16 protein-coding genes are annotated in these 19,715 nt (G+C 38.8%); 5 read left to right on the top strand and 11 right to left on the bottom strand.

Features of this window, described 5'->3' with window-relative positions; translation table 11 throughout:
- Positions 1 to 218: 218 nt before the first annotated feature.
- The gene (locus GQR52_RS01330; protein WP_101162841.1) at positions 219 to 1,190 is read left to right on the top strand and encodes a zinc transporter ZntB; all 972 of its coding nucleotides are present in this window, start codon (positions 219 to 221) and stop codon (positions 1,188 to 1,190) included.
- Between the two features lie 99 nt (positions 1,191 to 1,289).
- Here the strand turns inward: GQR52_RS01330 and GQR52_RS01325 are convergent, their stop codons facing one another.
- The 10 genes from GQR52_RS01325 to GQR52_RS01280 all read right to left on the bottom strand — a co-directional run bounded on the left by GQR52_RS01325 (position 1,290) and on the right by GQR52_RS01280 (position 12,660).
- Positions 1,290 to 2,477, bottom strand: a complete 1,188-nt coding sequence (locus GQR52_RS01325) for a polysaccharide lyase family 7 protein (RefSeq protein ID WP_165727201.1) — start codon at positions 2,475 to 2,477, stop codon at positions 1,290 to 1,292.
- Between the two features lie 1,116 nt (positions 2,478 to 3,593).
- The gene (gene rraB, locus GQR52_RS01320) at positions 3,594 to 3,929 is read right to left on the bottom strand and encodes a ribonuclease E inhibitor RraB (RefSeq protein WP_007585369.1); all 336 of its coding nucleotides are present in this window, start codon (positions 3,927 to 3,929) and stop codon (positions 3,594 to 3,596) included.
- A complete protein-coding gene (locus GQR52_RS01315) occupies positions 3,929 to 4,642 on the bottom strand; it encodes a 1-acylglycerol-3-phosphate O-acyltransferase (protein WP_024590693.1) in 714 nt (237 codons plus the stop codon). The genes rraB and GQR52_RS01315 overlap by 1 nt, the downstream gene beginning before the upstream one ends.
- 162 nt (positions 4,643 to 4,804) lie before the next feature.
- Complete coding sequence (parC, locus tag GQR52_RS01310) at positions 4,805 to 7,099, bottom strand: DNA topoisomerase IV subunit A (RefSeq protein ID WP_165727200.1); 2,295 nt, start codon at positions 7,097 to 7,099, stop codon at positions 4,805 to 4,807.
- Positions 7,100 to 7,109: 10 nt separating this feature from the next.
- Positions 7,110 to 8,204 carry a PQQ-dependent sugar dehydrogenase gene (locus GQR52_RS01305; protein WP_165727199.1) on the bottom strand — a complete coding sequence of 365 codons (1,095 nt, stop codon included), beginning with the start codon at positions 8,202 to 8,204 and terminating at the stop codon, positions 7,110 to 7,112.
- A 29-nt stretch (positions 8,205 to 8,233) separates the two neighbouring features.
- The gene (gene parE / locus GQR52_RS01300; RefSeq protein WP_010553287.1) at positions 8,234 to 10,123 is read right to left on the bottom strand and encodes a DNA topoisomerase IV subunit B; all 1,890 of its coding nucleotides are present in this window, start codon (positions 10,121 to 10,123) and stop codon (positions 8,234 to 8,236) included.
- 108 nt (positions 10,124 to 10,231) lie between these two features.
- Positions 10,232 to 10,792: a YqiA/YcfP family alpha/beta fold hydrolase gene (locus GQR52_RS01295; RefSeq protein WP_007585377.1), complete on the bottom strand. Its 561-nt coding sequence runs from the start codon at positions 10,790 to 10,792 to the stop codon at positions 10,232 to 10,234.
- Positions 10,777 to 11,562: a metallophosphoesterase gene (locus GQR52_RS01290; RefSeq protein ID WP_165727198.1), complete on the bottom strand. Its 786-nt coding sequence runs from the start codon at positions 11,560 to 11,562 to the stop codon at positions 10,777 to 10,779. Before GQR52_RS01290 ends, GQR52_RS01295 begins: the two co-directional genes overlap by 16 nt.
- Positions 11,549 to 12,007: a DUF1249 domain-containing protein gene (locus tag GQR52_RS01285; RefSeq protein ID WP_007585381.1), complete on the bottom strand. Its 459-nt coding sequence runs from the start codon at positions 12,005 to 12,007 to the stop codon at positions 11,549 to 11,551. Before GQR52_RS01285 ends, GQR52_RS01290 begins: the two co-directional genes overlap by 14 nt.
- Before the next feature lie 26 nt (positions 12,008 to 12,033).
- Positions 12,034 to 12,660 carry an NUDIX domain-containing protein gene (locus tag GQR52_RS01280; protein ID WP_165725184.1) on the bottom strand — a complete coding sequence of 209 codons (627 nt, stop codon included), beginning with the start codon at positions 12,658 to 12,660 and terminating at the stop codon, positions 12,034 to 12,036.
- 151 nt (positions 12,661 to 12,811) lie between these two features.
- Between GQR52_RS01280 and tolC the strand changes: the two genes are divergently transcribed.
- From tolC to GQR52_RS01265, 3 genes are all read left to right on the top strand, one after another.
- Positions 12,812 to 14,167 (top strand): outer membrane channel protein TolC, encoded by a 1,356-nt coding sequence (gene tolC, locus GQR52_RS01275; protein WP_165727197.1) that lies wholly within the window; start codon positions 12,812 to 12,814, stop codon positions 14,165 to 14,167.
- Between the two features lie 110 nt (positions 14,168 to 14,277).
- Positions 14,278 to 15,207: an LpxL/LpxP family Kdo(2)-lipid IV(A) lauroyl/palmitoleoyl acyltransferase gene (gene lpxL / locus GQR52_RS01270; protein ID WP_165727196.1), complete on the top strand. Its 930-nt coding sequence runs from the start codon at positions 14,278 to 14,280 to the stop codon at positions 15,205 to 15,207.
- Between the two features lie 41 nt (positions 15,208 to 15,248).
- Positions 15,249 to 15,821, top strand: coding sequence for a toxin co-regulated pilus biosynthesis Q family protein (locus GQR52_RS01265; RefSeq protein WP_101163672.1), 573 nt, complete (start codon positions 15,249 to 15,251; stop codon positions 15,819 to 15,821).
- A gap of 67 nt (positions 15,822 to 15,888) precedes the next feature.
- Here the strand turns inward: GQR52_RS01265 and glnE are convergent, their stop codons facing one another.
- A complete protein-coding gene (gene glnE, locus GQR52_RS01260; RefSeq protein ID WP_165727195.1) occupies positions 15,889 to 18,684 on the bottom strand; it encodes a bifunctional [glutamate--ammonia ligase]-adenylyl-L-tyrosine phosphorylase/[glutamate--ammonia-ligase] adenylyltransferase in 2,796 nt (931 codons plus the stop codon).
- Between the two features lie 77 nt (positions 18,685 to 18,761).
- Here glnE and GQR52_RS01255 point away from each other — a divergent pair, with 77 nt between their 5' ends.
- Positions 18,762 to 19,655: a hypothetical protein gene (locus tag GQR52_RS01255; protein ID WP_165727194.1), complete on the top strand. Its 894-nt coding sequence runs from the start codon at positions 18,762 to 18,764 to the stop codon at positions 19,653 to 19,655.
- The last annotated feature ends 60 nt before the right edge of the window (positions 19,656 to 19,715 follow it).

The raw sequence follows: 19,715 nt of genomic DNA, 5'->3' as shown, positions 1-19,715 counted from the left end.
TCTAGTCGATTAGTAAATTAAATTGATCTTTTTAAACAACTGGTCACACAATGCACGCCTTGCTGAATAGTACTTTATGCCACTTTACTCAGCCCAAAGGCTCTGCATATATTTTGCTATTTAAGCTTAACTTATTAAAAATAAAGGTAAGTTTAAAATACTTAAGTAGATACACTATAGTTAACGGTATTAAAAATACACTATTATGAGAAATAATTATGATTAATGGTTTACTACATGCACTTGTACTTGATGGACAAGGCGGCGCTCGCCCTATTGAAAGCACTAATGAGCTAAATAGCTGGCAACCAAGCCACGGAAAACTTTGGGTGCACATGGACTATAGCCAAAGCGAGGCTGTTGAGTGGCTCAAGGCACAGCCTCATTTAAACGATTACGAATTAGAGTCCTTAATTGCTGATGAAACACGCCCGCGAATTACATCAACGACTAACGGACATATGTTATTTTTACGTGGTGTAAATTTAAATCCAGCACAAAGCCCTGAAGACATGGTTTCAATTCGTTTATTTATTAGCGAAGACATTCTTATTACTACCCGCAAACGTCGTTTATTATCGGTGCAAGATACGCTCGCCTGTTTAAATGAAAATAAAGGCCCATGCAATATTTCTGAGCTAGTATGCTCTATTACACAAAAACTAACTTCCCGCATGCAAAGCGTTATTGACTCACTAGATGAAACACTCGACGAGTTTGAAGAAGAAATAGATGAACCAAGTAAAAAGTTTGATAACCAAGGTTTATCACAGTTGCGCCGTCAAACAATTGCCTTAAAGCGTTATTTAAAACCGCAAAAAGAAGCCCTTAGCTCAATGGTAAATAATCACTACCCGTGGCTGTTAGATGACGATAAAGCAAAATTAAACGAAACAACAAACTTACTTATTCGTTATTTAGAGGAGCTTGATAGCTCTATTGAACGTGCGCAAATCATTCAGCAAACAATCACTAACCAAGTGTCTGAGCAATTAAATCAGCGTATGTATGTAATGTCGGTTGTAGCTGCATTGTTTTTACCTTTAGGCTTTTTAACCGGCCTGTTAGGCGTAAACGTAGGAGGTATTCCGGGTACCGAGAGCCCCTATGCATTTAGTGCGTTTGTTATATTTTTGATTGTACTTACTGGTGGTATTGGTGTGTATTTTAAAAATAAAAAATGGTTATAAATTTAGTTTATACATTTAAAAAGCATTAAAAAAGCATTAAAAAAGCATTAAAAAAGCCACTCAGTTTTAAACTGAGTGGCTTTCTAAACTACTAAATAATTAGTTAGTTTTACGCGTATAACTAACGTCAGTCATTGTTACTTTAGCTTTTGTAATTCCTAAATCTTCAAAGCACTCTTTAAATGAATCTGAGTTTCCTGACTCGCCACACTCATCTAGTGTATATGGGTCTTGTGATTGTAAATAATTACCAAACTTAAAGTAAGATTCTGAATCATCTTCTACCGGAATACCAAAGGTAGTACCTAATGCAGTCACATCTACATCACCGTAATTATTAACTACTTTTAGATTGAATGAACCACCACTTCTGATAGTACCTAGTGCATGTTTTTCTTCTTTACCACTGGTGTTACGCAGGCGAACATAAACGTCAAAAATCCCGTTACCTGCTATGCTATCATCAAAACCTGATTCATCAGTATCTGAAACATATACTTTTGAAATCGTACCCGTATCGCTAGCGTGGTGCTGAGAAATAATCGTTTTACCACCATCTGACATTTCAACTTTTACAGTTGCCTCAAAAACCTCATAGGTTTCGGTCATTGCAACACGTGCACTTTCTTTTACTTTATATTCATGACGCCAGCCATTCCCGTTTGGAGTGATATGACGCGCTTCTAGAGGAACAAACTCTAAAGTGTCGCTATTTACTAATGGATGAGGATCGTTACCTTCAAGGTCAAAAATACTACCGTTGGTGATGTTGCTTGCTATACCTGAGCCACCACCAGTGTCGCCACCGCCAGTATCACCACCACCTGTGTCTCCGCCGCCAGAAGAACTACCCTTAGTTAACGAAAAGTCATCAAAACGAACATCGCTTGAGCTCTTATCATGCTTAGCAAATACTTGTAGCGAACCTGTATTAGCTGTGGTGAAAGTTTTAGATACTTTTGTCCACGAAGAAACGTTAAATTTCTCACTTTTAAACAAACCATTAAGATCGTTAATGCCGATTTGTCCCTTGCCAAGTACGTACGCACTTAACGTGTACTGAGTATTTCGATCTACATCTACATTCTGGTAAACACGCCCTGGACTACCTTGAATTTTTAATGATTTAGAGCCCTTGTAAGCACTACCTGAAATAGCCGCTGGTTCTGTTTCATTCCAGTTATTCCAACCATCTTCAAATCCAGCATTATTAACAGTTGCCGCTTGTACAAAACTTGAGCTTGCAGTCATTGCTGCAAGCATAAATAGGGATTTTTGGTTAATCATTATCTTTATTTCTCCAAACCTGTACATGAAAAAATCTTACTACATGGCTATAAATGAGTATTTCACTTGAGCCTAGATCACCGCCTGCAAACAGGTTTTAACTTGTGTTTTTATGTGTAATTGGTAATAAGTTAAATGTAAAAAAAACCGCTCCTGGTTTACAAATAAACATTACCAATGATTATTGCCAGCTGGGCTGAGACACAAGTTATATTGCTTGTAATAAATTTGCAACAATTTATTTAATAGGTAATAAGTATTGATTTTATTTAGATTCATTAAATCAACATCGAATAAAAACAAATTAAAACATAGACTTAAAATAAATCGCCGTCAAAAAACAACAAAACCCAGATAAGGAACAAAATATAAAATAATGAAAAAGCATTAAATAAAACTTTAATTGGTAATTTATTAAAAATTCAAAAATCGTATTTCCTGTAATAACAAAATTGGTTTTCATTTTATTTTATGCAGTAAAGCTTACGTTCAGTTTAGTTAACTAGAATACCACTGGTTAACCAATTAATTTAGACTGTTTATATAAAATAAAATTTAATAATGGCAGAACGAAATGCATTTGAAATAAGAATTTAAAGATGAAAGTATTATTATATTAGTGAAGGGTAGCTTAGAAAATTTAAGAGGTGTTTGAGCTCAGTGAAGGTGGATATTTTATTTTATATAGATAATTTATTAATAATATTTATACAAAACATACCAATAAGTTTTAAATAAATTATTGAAAACACCTAGAAGGTTGATTCAATTTAGTTCGAATTAAAAGTTTTAGCAGAACTCGGCATGTTGTCCTTTGCGGATTGAAATTAGTTTAATCTAGGGGGCGGTTAAATCGCGGCGCGGGGTTTGTAACCTAGCGGGCTCGGTAACTACTCCTGTGTTACGCTACTGGCTTACTTCCATGTGAAAATAAGTAAAAACCGAGCAAAGCTTCCGCGTCCTGTTCACGCCCCTTACCACATCCATTTAGGCAACAAAAAGTAATCGTCCCTAGAAAAAAACCGAGGGGAAGCGCATGTTTGGTAGCACGCTTTTACAGGCATTAAAAAAGACGAGCACTTTGCAATGATCGCCTTTTTTATAACAGTCAGCTAATTACTCTTGAAAGTAAGTACCCCAACCATCGTACTCAACTTCGCACTCAACGGCTAGTTGCGCTAGCTTATCAACGTCTTCCATAATAACGTCTACGTCTAGCTCAGCTTCAACTACAATGTCAAAGCTCCAAATTTTGTTACCGTCTTCAAGCTCAAGCTCTGCTGGTTCTTCAACATCGTAACCCAATTTAAAAGCAGCAAGTGCAGCTTGCTCTAACTTAGGAAAGTCTTCACACACAAAGTGGTGCTCTACTTCATAAAGTATTTCAGGGTCTGACCCATCTTCAAGTAGTGAACTTACGATGTCTTCACTTATTTCACGCCAGTTTTCCATTATTTTTCTCTCACTTGAGCATCTAATTCAGTTATTTTAGCAGCCATAATGCTATGCACGCTTTTAGCATGCTCACGCGCGCTAATTTCTTTATCAAGCGGTATAGGCGCTAACATTTCGATGTGAATTGTACCATTATCCCAACGATTTAGCTTAATGGTTTTATGTGTTGTATTCATACATACCGGAATTATGGGTACATCTGCGCTCATTGCGGTGTGAAATGCACCCGTTTTGAATGGTAGTAACCCTCTTCCATAGCTTCGTGTGCCTTCTGGAAACATCCATACAGATAAGCCATTATTTTTAATTTTTTCGGCTGCTTTTGAGATAGTTCCTGCCGCTTTAGAGCGATTCGATCTGTCTATTAATATATTACCCGACAACCAATAAAGCTGACCAAAAAATGGGATCCACTTTAAGCTCTTTTTACCCAAACTTACGCAGTTTTTTGGCACCATTGCTGGCACTGTAAATAAGTCGTAGCTATTTTGATGATTAGCAACATAAACTGCAGGACCTGGATCAACGGCATCTTTATGACGTGTTAGAACTAGCTTAACGCCAACCATTTTAGCCATTGAGCCAAACCAACCCGCTATAATATGTACATTATTAGGGTGAAATGGTCTTACAATCGAAAGTAATAAACCAAAAATACAACTGAATAATATAAACAGCAGCATAATAAAAACGCGTATAACAGCTAGCAAATGGGCTTCTCCAAAAATGAATTATAATTATTATAGCGTTATTTTGTGACACAAACGAGTCAATAGCGCACAAGTGTACGCTGAAATATTTAAGCTCTTTATTTTAAAACAAAAACGGCCTGCAAATGCAGACCGCTTTTATTTATACAAAAAAGTAATTGGCTACTCTTCGCTAATAACGTCCATTGGTTCATCATCTTGAGGAGTTAGCTCAACAACGGCTTCGTCAACACGCTGTAAGCCACGCGGTAGTTTATTACCCCTACGCCCTCGTTCACCATGATAATGCTCTAAATCGCTTGGTTTGAGTGTTAGTTTACGTTTGCCTGCATGAAGCGTAACACTGCTTCCTAGTGGTACAACAGCAAGCACTTTTACAAACTCTTCACGGGCTTGTACTTTAGCACCCGGTATAGAAATGATTTTATTACCCTTACCCTTACCTAATTTTGGTAAGTCTCGCAGCGGGAATAAAAGCATTCGACCTTCGTTAGAAATAGCCATACAGTAATCGCTAGCAACATCGTTCACTCTAATAGGAGAAAGTAATATTCCACCTTTAGGGACACTTACCAGCGCTTTACCGTTTTTATTTTTACTAACTAAGTCTTTAAAGTCGGTAATAAAGCCGTAACCTGCATCTGACGCCATAAGCAATACTTGCTCGTCTTCACTCATTACCACGTGCTCAAAATTAGCGCCTGGTGTTAAGTTAAAACGACCTGTCATTGGCTCCCCCTGGCTTCGAGCCGAAGGTAGACTGTGCGCATCGGTTGCAAACGCCCGCCCCGCTGAATCTAAAAATACCGCAGGTTGATTACTCTTACCACGAGCAGAGGCTCTAAAGCCGTCACCTGAGCGATAATTTAAGCCTTGTACATCTAAGTCATGACCTTTACCAACGCGTGCCCAGCCTTTGTCTGATAGCACAACAGTAACTGACTCTGATGGAATTAAATCTTTTTCGTTAAGTGCTTTCGCTTCTGAGCGCTCAATCACTGGCGAGCGACGATCGTCACCGTACATTTCAGCGGCTTCTTGAATTTCTTTTTTAAGCAGTGTCGACATACGACGTTCTGAGCCCAAAATTTGCGCTAATTTATCACGTTCTTTGGCTAGTTCGTCTTGCTCACCACGAATTTTAAACTCTTCAAGTTTTGCTAAATGACGAAGTTTTAATTCTAAAATTGCTTCTGCTTGCGTATCAGTTAAATCAAAGCGCTCCATTAATACAGGCTTTGGTTTATCTTCGCTGCGGATGATTTCAATTACTTCATCAATATTTAAAAAGGCGGCTAGCAAACCCTCTAAAATATGTAGACGTGCTAATACTTTATCTAAACGATACTGCAAACGACGACGCACTGTTTCGCGTCTAAATATTAGCCACTCACTTAAAATACAGCGTAAGTCTTTAACTTGCGGGCGGCCATCTAGGCCTAGCATGTTTAAGTTTACGCGGTAATTTTTTTCAAGATCGGTGGTTGCAAATAAATGCGCCATTAATGGCTCAGCTTTAATGCGGTTTGAGCGCGGAATAATTACAATGCGTGTTGGATTTTCGTGATCTGACTCGTCACGTAAATCGGCAATCATTGGTAATTTTTTAGCGTTCATTTGCGCTGCAATTTGCTCAAGTACTTTACCACCAGAACATTGATGCGGCAGCGATGTAATAACAATATCGCCATGCTCTTCGGTATAAACCGCACGCATTTTGATAGACCCACGACCGGTTTTATATATTTTATGAATATCGGCTTTTGGAGTAATTATTTCAGCATCTGTTGGGTAATCTGGTGCATGTACAAGCTCAAGTAATTCTTCAAGCTCTGTTTTTGGTTTATCAAGTAATAAACAACATGCACTAGCCACTTCACGTACGTTATGTGGCGGAATATCGGTTGCCATACCTACGGCAATACCCGTTATACCGTTTAGTAAAATATGCGGTAAACGGGAAGGCAGTACAACAGGCTCATCCATTGTACCATCAAAGTTTGGTGTCCAATCTACGGTGCCTTGGCCAAGCTCTTTTAATAGTACTTCTGAAAACTTAGATAAACGCGCTTCGGTATAACGCATTGCTGCAAACGATTTAGGGTCATCTGCCGCACCCCAGTTTCCTTGTCCATCTACCAAAGGGTAGCGGTAAGAAAACGGCTGCGCCATTAATACCATCGCTTCGTAACATGCACTGTCGCCGTGTGGATGGTACTTACCAAGCACGTCACCCACTGTACGGGCTGATTTTTTGTACTTAGCGTTAGCCGACAAACCCAGCTCGCTCATCGCATAAATAATACGACGCTGTACTGGTTTTAAACCATCACCTACATGCGGTAAGGCGCGGTCCATGATCACGTACATGGAATAATTTAAATAGGCGTCTTCGGTAAAACGCCCCATTGTTTGTTGCTCAATTCCTTGCATTAGCAAGGTATCTGTATCACTCATTAAAGCTTACCTAGTTTTTCTTATAGCTTACACGGTAGATTACATTGGCGTAATCATCGCTTACTAACAGACTGCCGTCACCTAATTCTGCAAATGCAACAGGGCGTCCAAATGTTGTTTCGTCTTTCATAAAGCCAGTAATAAATGGCGTATATTTAGTTACGCGACCTACTTCAATTGTTGCTAGCCCTATTTTATAACCTGACTTTTTAGAACGGTTCCATGAGCCATGTTCAGCAACAAATAATTGTTGCTTATAGCTTGCTGGAAATTGCTTACCGTTATAAAAATGAATACCCAGTGGCGCTACATGCGCAGCAAGTGCAAGAGCTGGCGACGTGTAATCGGCAATATTTTTACCTTCACCAAACTCAGGGTCAATAATTGCACCGGCATGAACATACGGAAAACCAAAATGCTCACCTTCTTGCGTTGCACGGTTTAACTCATCAGGCGGAATATCATCGCCCATCATGTCGCGACCGTTATCACTAAACCATAAAGCTTGAGTAGCTGGATGAAAATCAAAACCGACGGTGTTTCTAACGCCCTTGGCTATTGTTTTTATTTGTTTTGTTTCTACATTAAGCGCAAAAATACGACCAAAACGTTCATCCTCAGCACAAATATTACACGGTACACCCACCGGAATGATTAGCTCGCCCGTTGGTGCAAAACGTAAAAATTTCCAACCATGATGACGCTCGCTCGGTAATGCGTCATAAACCACATCAAATTTTGGATCTTTTAATTGGGTATCAATATTTTTAAAGCGAATAATACGATGCACTTCACCTACGTATAAATCGCCATCTTTAATTGCTATGCCAGAGGGCATGTTTAGGCCTTTAGCCACAACAATTTTTTTATCTGCTACGCCATCGCTATTATGATCAATAAGCGCATATACGTTGCCCGCTTTACGAGAGCCAACATACACAATACCTTTTTTTGAAACGGCTATTTGACGTGCATTTTCTACATCATTTGCAAATAAGCTTATTTCAAATCCCGGTGCTACGGTGAGCTTATCGAGTATATTTTTCGCCATTACAGGAGCGGTAGTCAGCCCAAGTAACAGCAAACTTCCTAGTAGTTTTTTCATTCGCCTCTCCTAGTGTTAAGCACAGGTAATTAAACGAGTGCCTTGTTACCATGATCTTCTAACCATTGACGACGATCAGGCGATCGTTTCTTAGCAAGCAGCATATCCATCATTTCCATGGTTTCTACTTCTTCATCAAGCGTAAGCTGCACTAAACGTCGTGTATTTGGATCCATCGTGGTTTCACGCAGTTGTAACGGGTTCATTTCACCCAGACCTTTGAATCGTTGTACGTTTACTTTTCCGCGTTTTTTCTCGGCTTCTATGCGCGCCAAAATAGCGGTTTTTTCTTGCTCATCAAGTGCGTAATAAACTTCTTTACCAATATCGATTCTAAATAATGGCGGCATTGCTACATACACATGCCCTGTTTTTACTAACTCTGGAAAATGGCGAACAAACAATGCACATAATAGTGTTGCGATGTGTAGTCCATCCGAGTCAGCATCGGCCAATATACAAATTTTATTGTAGCGTAATGCCGACATATCGGTTGACTCGGGGTCAATACCCAGCGCCACTGAAATATCGTGTACTTCTTGTGATGCTAGTATTTGGCCTGACTCAACTTCCCAGGTATTCAAAATTTTACCACGTAGCGGCATGATAGCCTGAAACTCACGGTCTCTTGCTTGTTTAGCAGAGCCACCAGCAGAATCACCTTCCACTAAAAACAATTCGGTACGGTCGTTATCGGCCGCGCTACAATCGGTAAGTTTACCCGGTAAGGCAGGACCTGCAGTAACACGCTTACGCACTACTTTTTTAGCTGCACGCAAGCGAGTTTGCGCATTTGAAATACATAACTCAGCTAATAACTCTGCGGTATCTGTATGTTCATTTAACCATAAACTAAACGAGTCTTTTACAACCCCCGATACAAACGCAGAACACGAGCGTGATGATAGTTTTTCTTTTGTTTGACCGGCAAATTGAGGGTCTTGCATTTTAACCGATAACACGTAACTACAACGATCCCAAATGTCATCAGGAGTTAATTTCACACCACGAGGGAGTAAGTTTCTAAACTCACAAAATTCACGCATTGCTTCAAGCAAACCTTGGCGTAAACCATTTACATGCGTACCACCTTGCGCGGTAGGAATAAGGTTTACGTAGCTTTCAGCTATTGATTCACCACCTTCTGGTAGCCATACAACAGCCCAGTCAGCGCCTTCAATTGAACTTTTAAATTCGCCAACAAACGGGTCTTGCGGTAATGTTTCAAAACCTTTAATTGCTTCAACTAAATAGTCTTTTAAGCCTGTTTCATAAAACCATTCTTGGGTTTCTTTTGTTTGCTTATTAACAAACTTAATTCGCAGTCCTGGGCACAAAACTGCTTTGGCTTTTAATAAATGATTAAGCTTGGTAATTGAGTAGTTTGGTGAATCAAAGTAGCTAACATCAGCCCAAAAACGAACCGTAGTACCGGTGTTACGCTTACCCACTGTACCAATTACGTTTAAGTCTTCTACTTTATCGCCGCTTTCAAATGCCATTCTAAATTGCTGAGCATCGCGTCTTACTGTTACTTCTACACGCGTAGATAACGCATTTACTACCGAAATACCTACACCGTGCAAACCACCCGAAAATTGATAGTTTTTATTAGAAAACTTACCACCGGCGTGTAATTTGGTGAAGATCAATTCAACCCCAGGGATACCTTCTTCTGGGTGAATATCAATAGGCATACCACGCCCGTCATCACTTACTTCAAGCGAATTGTCTTCGTGGAGTATGACGTCGATACGAGTAGCATGACCCGCCATAGCTTCATCGACACTGTTATCGATAACCTCTTGGCCTAAATGATTAGGACGTGTTGTATCTGTGTACATCCCTGGGCGTCGTTTTACCGGATCTAATCCATTAAGTACTTCAATGGCTTCGGCGTTATAATTTTGATCACTCATAGTTTTTGTCTTTATATCCGCTAAGGCTCTAATACGTTTTACTAGTTTTATTGTTATATGCGCTAAAGCGTTAATATAGTAACTAACCTCAGTTCAGGCTAACTAGTTTTACGTGATTTTAAGAAAATCTACAATACTTGCAAAGGTGCGTTCAAATTCAACGTAGCTATGATCGCCACCAAATTCTATCAATTGCTTGCATTGCGAATAATATTTTACTGCGTGTTGAAAGTTCAACACTTCATCGCCTGTTTGCTGTAATAAGTACAGTAACTCAGGGTATGCTAATTTATCTACAGCGAGTAATTTAAGTGCCTCAATATGACTGTTATTTAAATCGTAATGATAATCTTGATACGGATTATAATTAGGTCCAAGTAACGACTGTAATAAATTATAGGGTGCGACCGCGGGATTAATAACCACTGCAGGAATTTGATAACGCTGCGATAAATACGTGGCAAAAAAACCACCTAACGAGCTACCTAATAAAACGGTATTTGGCGTTAGTAATTGTTCAAGCTCAATTATAGCTTGTAGGGGCTCGTGGTTTAAGTTCGGTACACAATAATCAACGTCATAGTTTGCCATAAGCTCACCAAAGCGCACAGCTTTATATGATTTTTGTGAACTATTAAAGCCATGAATATAAATTACGCGTTTAGCCATACTACTTCCGTTTTTACTTCTACTTTATCTTTTTTACTCTTTATATTTAGCGTTCTGTAAGCTGGTCCCGCATTTTTTTGCTCCCACTCTAAAGTGTGCTTTACAAACTGTATTGAGCTGGCCGGGGTCGCATATATGGGCAGCCCTCTAAAGCTTTGTTCGTAATCATTGTGCACATGCCCATGAAAAAGCGCAGATACATTATTACTATTAACTAAGATATTTAAAAGCTGTGGGCCATTTTCTAATAAGTGTTTATCAAGGTAGCCGTTTATTGGCAGCGGATTATGATGACAAAATATAACTTTACTATTATTCGAGTTGACTAAAGCGTCCGTTACTTCATCTAAATGCGTGCCAGTAACCCATCCTGCGGGCGTGGGCCCTTTAGAATTAATAAGAAGTAGCTCAATCCCATTAGCAATAATATGTTTAGCCGAATTTATTTGCCCACCACTTATGCGATTAAGCATTGCTAGTTCATCATGATTACCTGGCACCCAAAATACAGGACAAGTAATGTCACTGGCATTTATAAGTTCACTAAATAATAAGTACGATTCAAAACTATGATCTTGTGTTAAATCGCCACCAAAAATAATACAGTCTATTGATTGCTTAGCTATGTGTGCCAAGGCTTGTTCAAAATGATCTGCGGTATTTACATTAAAGTACTCACCGCATTTGTCTGCAAATAAATGACTGTCAGTAATATGAGCAATGCACAAAGATGATTTATCAAATGTATATGTATCATCAAACCAAGCCATTATTTACATCCCAATTCAACGTCGCTTGTCCGTGCTCTACACAGGCCACTAACCAGTCGTATAAAAAAGCATTAAGTTGATACTTTTCATCTTTTTGATGCATTTTAGGGTTAGGGTATCCATAAGATGGTTTTATGCGTTGATGGTAATCGTGATGAACAATTTCAGCCACTTTGGCATCGTGATACATGCGTACCGTTAAATACAGTGGCGTAATCCCTTTAACCATTCCTGTTAGCTGCTTAATTGAAATATCCATGGTGTATTTTGCGCTGCCATCAATTTTTGTAGCAAACTCACTGTTGCCAAGTTTAACTTCACGAATGCTTCCTATATTGCGCTCGCTCGGTAACAACTTTAATAGTCGCACATAGTTATGCTCACAAAGTGTTAAATACTTTGGGAGGCTCTGAATATATCGCTTTGTTGCTAATTGTGCTGTCAAAGTACCACCATAATATTAGTAAGAGTTTATGCCCATTTACTTGCCATTTTTTCACGATTAAGCGCAAGCCACTGCATACAAATAACCGTTGCCGCATTATCCATTTCACCGTTATTGAGACGCATTAGCGCATCATCAACTGATAGAATGTGAGTTTTTATATCCTCGCCTTCAGTTTCAAGACCATATACACCTGATTTCACTTGGCTTAAGTCAGTACGAGCTAAATATAAATGTAAGCGCTCAGTTGTGCCACCAGGGCTTGATAGGTATGAAAGCATAAATTCAAGTTCAGTTAATTCAAGCCCAGCTTCTTCATACGCTTCTTTTTTTACAACTGATTCGTAATCAGTGCTGCCGTCTGTCATTCCGGCTATACACTCTAGCAGCCAAGGCGAATGCTTGCTTTTAATAGCGCCAATACGTATTTGCTCAATTAAAAGAACAGTATCTGATATTGGATCGTAAGGGAGTACTGCAATTGCATCGCCACGTTCTAATATTTCTCGGCTAATTACTTTAGATTTTCCACCCGCAAAAAGAGCATGTTCAAATTGGTATAAATCAACCTGAAAAAAACCTTTATAAAGGTTTTTTGTTGGCTTTAAATTCACATCTTTATGTGTAAATTGAACGAGTTTTTTATCAACCACGTAGCTACCTCCTACTTATCTAAAGCTTTAAAATGCGTTAATATATTCTGTTACACTTGAACATACTGTTTTACTAATTATTTTTTTTGTTATGCAGTAAAACAGGTTAACATGCTTTTAGTACAAAAATTGTCTAAGGACCGAACCCCACATGAAAAAGAACATTCTTGCGGCGCTAGTTAGTTTATCATGCGCATTAGGTGCAACAGCAGTGAAAGCTGAAGATTTACTACAAGTTTTTGAAATAGCGACAGCTAACGATCCTACTGTTTTAAAAGCAAAAGCCCAAGCCGATGCGCAGTCTTATCAAAGCGATTTGGCAATGAGTGCACTATTACCACAAATTGGTTTAACTATGGGTTATACAAAAAGTGACTCAACGTCGTACGAAAGCGTTGGCGACTTATCTAACCTAGTAAAAGTTGAAAGTGACACAGACCAATTCTCTCGTGGTGTAAGTTTAAGCCAAACATTGTTTGATTTAGGTGCATGGAATACGTTAGATATTGCCGATAAGCAAGCTCTACAAGCAAGTGGGCTATATGATGCAGCTAAACAAAACTTAATTGTACGCGTTGCTGAAGGTTATTTTAACGTATTAAGTGCCAGTGATAACCTTGAATTTGTTGAAGCTGAAAAACGTGCCATTGAACGTCAACTTGAGCAAACCAAACAACGTTATGCGGTAGGCTTAACAGCCATTACAGACGTACATGAAGCGCAAGCCCAGTTTGATAACTCTGTAGCTCAAGAAATTATTGCTGGTAATGCTGTAGAAACAGCACGCGAGCAACTTCGTGAGATTACTGGTAAGTACCACGAAAAATTAGACTTTTTAAATACAGATACTTTCTCAACAACTAAACCAACTAAGCGCTCAAGCGACTTTGTTAAAGTAGCTGAAGATAAAAATATCAACCTGCAAGTGTCTAAAGTAACGGTTGATATTGCAAAAGATCAAATTGAATTAGCAAAAGCGGGTCATTATCCAAAGCTAACACTAAGTGCAAATTATGGTGATTCTCTTACAGACACTCAAAGAAATGGCGTTAATTTTGATGATCAACCACGTTCAGACTCAAGCTCTGTAGGGCTTAACTTTAGCGTACCTTTATATTCAGGTGGTGCAACAGTTGCTGCAACAAATCAGGCCCGTGCGTTTTACGTAGGTGCGAGCCAAGACTATGAAACAAATTACCGCGCAGTAACTCGCACAGTGATTACATCTTATAATCAAGTTGTTTCAGACATTGCTACTTACAAAGCGCTAGAGCAAGCGGTTGTTTCAGCTCAAAGTGCCCTTAAAGCAACTGAAGCTGGTTTTGAAGTAGGTACTCGTACCATTGTTGACGTACTAGTAAGTACGCAAAATTTGTACGATGCAAAGCGTAACCTTGCTGATGTACGTTACCGTTATGTGTTATCTACCCTTCGCCTAAAACAAGCTGCGGGTACATTAACAAGTGCAGATTTAGTTGCTATAAACCAAGGTTTAAAAGCCGCTTAATTTTCATTACTCGTGCAGTATGAACACATTGGAAGCCAGCTAAATGCTGGCTTTTTGTATTTTACAGCGCTTAGCGTTAAACTATCGTTTTTATTCTCAGAGATATTTTTGTGGTCACCTCATCTCCTTTTAAAGCAACTTTTTTGGGCCCTCGATACTGGTTAACGTGGATTGGCGTTCTATTTTTATATTTAATTTCTTGGTTACCGCAAAAACTACAATTGGCAATGGGTAAACAACTTGGCCGCTTAGTTCATAAATTTATGAAGCGCCGTCGCCATATTGCAGAAGTAAATATTAAGCTGTGTTTTCCTGATATGAGCGAAGCAGATCAAAAAGACCTTGTGCTCAAAAATATGGAAAACACCGGTATTGCAATGGTTGAGACTGGCATGGCCTGGTGGTGGCCGCAGTGGCGAGCACAAAAAGCATTAGGGTCTTTTAAAGGGCTTGAGCACTTTGAACGCGTACAAGCGTCTGGTAAAGGTGTTTTATTGCTTGTACCTCATATTCTGCATCTTGAAATGGCTAGCCGTATTATGGGCTTAGAGTGTCAGGGTGTTGGCTTTTATCGCCCTCATAACAACCCACTAATGGAATACTTTACGACTAATGGGCGCCTTCGCTCTAACGAATATTTAATCGGTCGAAAAGATGTAAAAGGTTTACTAAAAGCATTAAAAAATAAAAAGGTATGTTATTACTTACCCGATCAAGATTACGGTCGTAACCGCTGTGAATTTGTCCCATTTTACGCAGTACCTGACGCTGCAACTACAACGGGTACTCTTATGTTTGCAGGCAGTAAAAACTGCGAAACAATGAGTTTAATAACTCGCCGTGATGAAAATGGTAAATATCACTTAGAAATACTGCCAGAGCTTGAAAACTTCCCCAGTGGTGATAATAAGGCTGATGTAACACGTGTAAATCAACGCATGGAACAATCTGTTAATGCCGCACCCGAACAATATATGTGGCTACACCGTCGTTTTAAAACTCGACCTGATAAAAATGCCCCTTCTTTTTATAAAAAGTAATGGTATAACAATAATAGGAACAAATAAGGTGGGTAATAATCATGTGGTTTTGGATTAGGCATTTATCATTTGCAGCTGTACTAATAGCACTCGCCGTATACTTTTTGTTGAGTGATGGTTCTTTATTTGATATTAAAAAATCTAAAAATGCAGCTGCCGAAGGATTATCACGTTTTTACTCCTCTATTCGTAACCAAGTAAAAAGTAATAAAGAACGAGATCAATTTGTTTTAAAACTTAAAACACCAGAACAAACCTTGGATAGAGTATTAGCGGAACGTGCGCGAACAGTTGATCCAATGCCGACCACTTGGACTGGAGAAGTTGAACCTAGGCGCTTTGAAAATGGCACAACACTTAAAGACGTACTCTATCAATATGCTAAAAATGAAGGTATTGAGCTTTACTGGTATTTAAGTAAAGACTACGTAGTTAAAGATCATTTTAGAGTAGACAGCAACTTTACTTCAGCACTTTATCAAATTGGTCGTGCTATAAATGACGACTTTGAGCATGAGGTTTACACTTACTTTTGCCACAAACAAAGAGCAGCGGTTATTACAGAGTTACCATCAGAATTTGTGCGAACAAACTGTTTAAAGCTAAAGGTTTAAGGGTTTACACGTACAAAAAACCCAAGCAAGCGCTTGGGTTTTACAATTCAATTCAATTCAATTCAATTCAATTCAATTCAAAAATACTATTCCAAATATTCGTTACGTTAGTAATATCTTGTAAAAAAGCTTCTCGCGAGATCAATTTGCCTTTTTGATCCAAGCTCAGCACGTGATAACACGAGCGATAATCAATATACGCTTTGATCAACTGCTGTTTTTGCTCTTTAGTAATACAGCCTATATTTGCTGCATCCGTTAATATTCTTACGTTATCTGAATAAACGGTAAGCTGCTCAAACTCATTCGCGTGTTTAAGTACTAAATATTGCGTAATAAACTCAATATCAGCCATACCGCCAATATCTTGTTTTAAATCAAATTGTTCAGTATTTCCTTTCGCTAGATGGTCGCGCATTTTTTCGCGCATTTTTATTACATCGGCTTTTAACACGGTATCATCGCGCTGTTGGCAAAGAATACTTTTACGAATTTGTGAAAAACGCTCTATAAGATCGTCTTGGCCCAAAATTAACCGAGCCCGCACAAGTGCTTGATGTTCCCACGTCCATGCTTGAGTTTGCTGATAGTGATTAAAGCTCTCTAAATTGATAGCAAGTAAACCTGATGCACCTTCAGGGCGTAATCGCGTATCAAGCTCATACAAAATACCCGATGCAGTACGAGTATTAAATAAATGCATTAAGCGCTGAGCGAGTTTTAAATAAAACTGCCGAGAATCTATCGGTTTTTCACCATTTGTTTGGCTTGAGCCATCATGATTGTGTACAAATACTAAGTCTAAATCTGAGTCGTACCCTACTTCTAAGCCACCTGTTTTACCATATGCAATAACAGCAAAGCCTTTGTTTTCGTCATCAGTGCCAGGGGGCATGCCAAAACGCTTAACAGTATTATGCCATGCAATATTAACAGCTTGGTCAACTATCGCCTCAGCCAGTACAGTTAAGTGATCGCTTACTTTCATTACATCAAGAACACCGGTTGCATCGGCAGCAGCAATTCGTAATTGATGCGTTTGCTTAAATTGCCTAAGCGACTCCATTTGCAGTTCTAAATCGTCATGCTCTATTCGTAAAAAATACTGTCTTATTTCATCTTTATAAGCGGTTAATGGTGTCGGTTTATAAAGAACAGCCGGGTCTATTAGCTCATCTAGCAATATAGGGTAGCGAGAAATGTGCTCGCCTATCCATTTGCTATGACAACACAGTAAAACGAGTTGCTTTAATGCACCTTGGTTTTCGTACAGTAATTCTAAATAAGCAGTACGTGAAATTATCTTATTAAAAATTTGGCAAACCATTGTAAAAGCAGCTGCGCTGGCATTAAAGTCATTTAACTGGCTCAATAAAACAGGCATTAATTTATCAAGGGTTTCACGCCCTCGGTTACCTATGTTGACCTTAGACAGCCTTAATTTAAAATCGTTAAGGGGTGTTTGCCATTCATCTCTAGCCTCTTTTAGAAAGCTCACATCACCATGATCCCAAGCACTAATAAATGCACCTTCACAGGTATCTAGTGGCGCGGTTTCTTCACCAATAACGAGTGCAAACTCGCCGTTAACTTGCTTCATTACCTTTTCAATAGTGATTAAAGTGGCAGAAAAATCAGCTTGTTCTAATAATAAGTTTAAGCGCTGCTGGTTCAATTCATCATCGGGGAGTGTTTGCGTCTGCTGATCGTCAAATATTTGTAAGTACTGTTCAACTTTTCGCAAATAAAGGTAATTGCGTTTAAGCTCGCTCGCTTCTTGCTCATCTATAACTTGGTTAAGTGCCAGCTCATTTAATGCTTTAAGTAATGATTGAGTTTGTAAATTAGCCTCTCGCCCACCTCGTACCATTTGTAGGGCTTGCACTATAAATTCAACTTCACGAATACCACCAGCGCCTAATTTTATATTATTAGTTAAGCGTTTACGGCGAACCTCTTGTGCAATCATTAACTTCATTTTACGCAAAGATTCAATCACCGAAAAATCAATATACCGGCGATAAACAAACGGCTTTAAAAGCTTAATAAATTCATCCCAATATTTATTAGGCGTGCCAATTAAGCGCCCTTTTAACATTGCGTAGCGCTCCCAATCGCGACCTTGCTCTTGGTAGTAATCTTCAATAGCGTTAAAACTCATAACCAAAGGACCACTTTCGCCAAACGGGCGCAAGCGCATATCAACTCTAAATACTTGTCCGTCACCGGTGGCTTGGTTAAGTGATGCAATGAGCTTTTGTGCAACTTTGGTATAAAATACTTGGGCCTCAAGGCTTCTGCGGCCACCTTGGGTTTTTGTACTGCGCGGATATGCAAAAATGAGATCAATATCAGAGGAGTAATTTAGCTCTTGTCCACCGAGCTTCCCCATCCCTAAAACCATTAATGGCATTGCTTGGTTTTGCTCATCAAGCGGCTCACCATTTACTTTAGCCACCTGTGCATGCGCCCATTGGTTAGCACTATTAATTAGCATATCAGCCAGTTGGCTTATGTAATTAATGCTATCGGCAATGGGGTTATTACAGCATAAATCTAAAAAGGCGACTTTAAGCCAGTACTTTTCACGATATTGGCGAAGTACTTTATGGCACTGCACTTCATCAATGTCAGCTAAATTAAGGTTTTTAAAAGGAGAATCTATTACTCTATTTTGTATTTCGTCTTTGCATAATAGCCAAGTCTTTAAATCAGGTTGTGATTCCAAACAACGCCAAGCAAAGTCGCTCAAGGCGAGTAATCGTATAACTTCGCTTTCATTACTTTGCTGTGGATATAATTGTTCGAAGCGCTCTAAGCCAAGTTTTTGTAATTGAATAGGAAGTTGCTTTACGGTACTCATCAATCCTCTCTTTTATATCATCAATAACCGTACTAGAATGACTAAAACCTAGAAAGGTTAACTTAATTAGGATCACCATGTCATATTTGTCTTTATCTAACACTAGTTTTATTGCGATTGCCATTAGTTTTGCGGTTATTTGTATAACTATTTTTAGTTTACGAGTTGTCACTCAAATCAAAGCAAAACAAGCGCTTAAAGATGAACTAGCGCAACACGATAACTTTGCCATGGGTATTAGCTTCGCATCTGAAATATCAGTTGTCATAGCCACTATGGCCTTTTTGTTTGATGAAATAAGCATTAGCACCGCGCAATCCAATCCATTAAAAGTGTTAATTATTATTATTCTTTTATTCACTTTTATAAAAGTGGGCCATTTAATTCATAGAAAATGGATACTCCACAGGTTTAATGAAGAAGCCGCCATATTAAAGCAAAATGTATGTGCTGCACTGGTAGATTCCGGCATGTTAATCGCCAACTGTATTATTGCACTTGGTTTATACACGTGGACACATACCCAAGGGTTTAGTAACTTACTTATTGCTTGCGTTAGCTTTTTTACACTTCAGGGAATGTTTGCACTTGATAGTAAAATACGAGAGCACCGTTTTGCAAAAGCAAATCAAGGTGCTTCACTGCAAAGTAACTTCAATCTAGAAAATACGTCTATTGGAATAAGGTACGCAGGTAAATCAATTGGTTTGGCACTGGCTGTGTACGCTGGTTTATCTAGTGCTGCATTTCAAAACGGTAAAATGGTAGAAAACATATTTACACTCGTTATGCATTGCGGTGTAATGTGGATACTGCTTTACAGCTTAACGTATGTGATAAAAGTTATCTCTTTACCAAATATTGATACGGCTCTTGAAATAGACCATCAAGATAATATTGGGGTAGCATGTATAGAGTTTGCTGTTTTTTGTGCTATAGGTTATTTACTTATTAGCATGTTTTCTCTTTAGACCTTTTTACTAAAATACAGCCATTAAAAGTCTGCATTTAAGTAATAATGGTAATTACTT

This window comes from Pseudoalteromonas sp. 31A1 (assembly GCF_011378815.1).
Lineage (GTDB): Bacteria > Pseudomonadota > Gammaproteobacteria > Enterobacterales > Alteromonadaceae > Pseudoalteromonas > Pseudoalteromonas arctica.
The sequence above is the reverse complement of the archived record's forward strand: the minus strand, read 5'-3'. Positions and strand labels throughout refer to the sequence as shown.

Excerpts from the sequence above, each read along its gene's own strand:
- GQR52_RS01330 (WP_101162841.1), top strand. The coding sequence starts at position 219 with ATGATTAATGGTTTACTACATGCACTTGTACTTGATGGACAAGGCGGC.
- GQR52_RS01325 (WP_165727201.1), bottom strand. The coding sequence starts at position 2,477 with ATGATTAACCAAAAATCCCTATTTATGCTTGCAGCAATGACTGCAAGC.
- rraB (WP_007585369.1), bottom strand. The coding sequence starts at position 3,929 with ATGGAAAACTGGCGTGAAATAAGTGAAGACATCGTAAGTTCACTACTT.
- parC (WP_165727200.1), bottom strand. The coding sequence starts at position 7,099 with ATGAGTGATACAGATACCTTGCTAATGCAAGGAATTGAGCAACAAACA.
- GQR52_RS01305 (WP_165727199.1), bottom strand. The coding sequence starts at position 8,204 with ATGAAAAAACTACTAGGAAGTTTGCTGTTACTTGGGCTGACTACCGCT.
- parE (WP_010553287.1), bottom strand. The coding sequence starts at position 10,123 with ATGAGTGATCAAAATTATAACGCCGAAGCCATTGAAGTACTTAATGGA.
- GQR52_RS01295 (WP_007585377.1), bottom strand. The coding sequence starts at position 10,792 with ATGGCTAAACGCGTAATTTATATTCATGGCTTTAATAGTTCACAAAAA.
- GQR52_RS01290 (WP_165727198.1), bottom strand. The coding sequence starts at position 11,562 with ATGGCTTGGTTTGATGATACATATACATTTGATAAATCATCTTTGTGC.
- tolC (WP_165727197.1), top strand. The coding sequence starts at position 12,812 with ATGAAAAAGAACATTCTTGCGGCGCTAGTTAGTTTATCATGCGCATTA.
- GQR52_RS01265 (WP_101163672.1), top strand. The coding sequence starts at position 15,249 with ATGTGGTTTTGGATTAGGCATTTATCATTTGCAGCTGTACTAATAGCA.
- glnE (WP_165727195.1), bottom strand. The coding sequence starts at position 18,684 with ATGAGTACCGTAAAGCAACTTCCTATTCAATTACAAAAACTTGGCTTA.
- GQR52_RS01255 (WP_165727194.1), top strand. The coding sequence starts at position 18,762 with ATGTCATATTTGTCTTTATCTAACACTAGTTTTATTGCGATTGCCATT.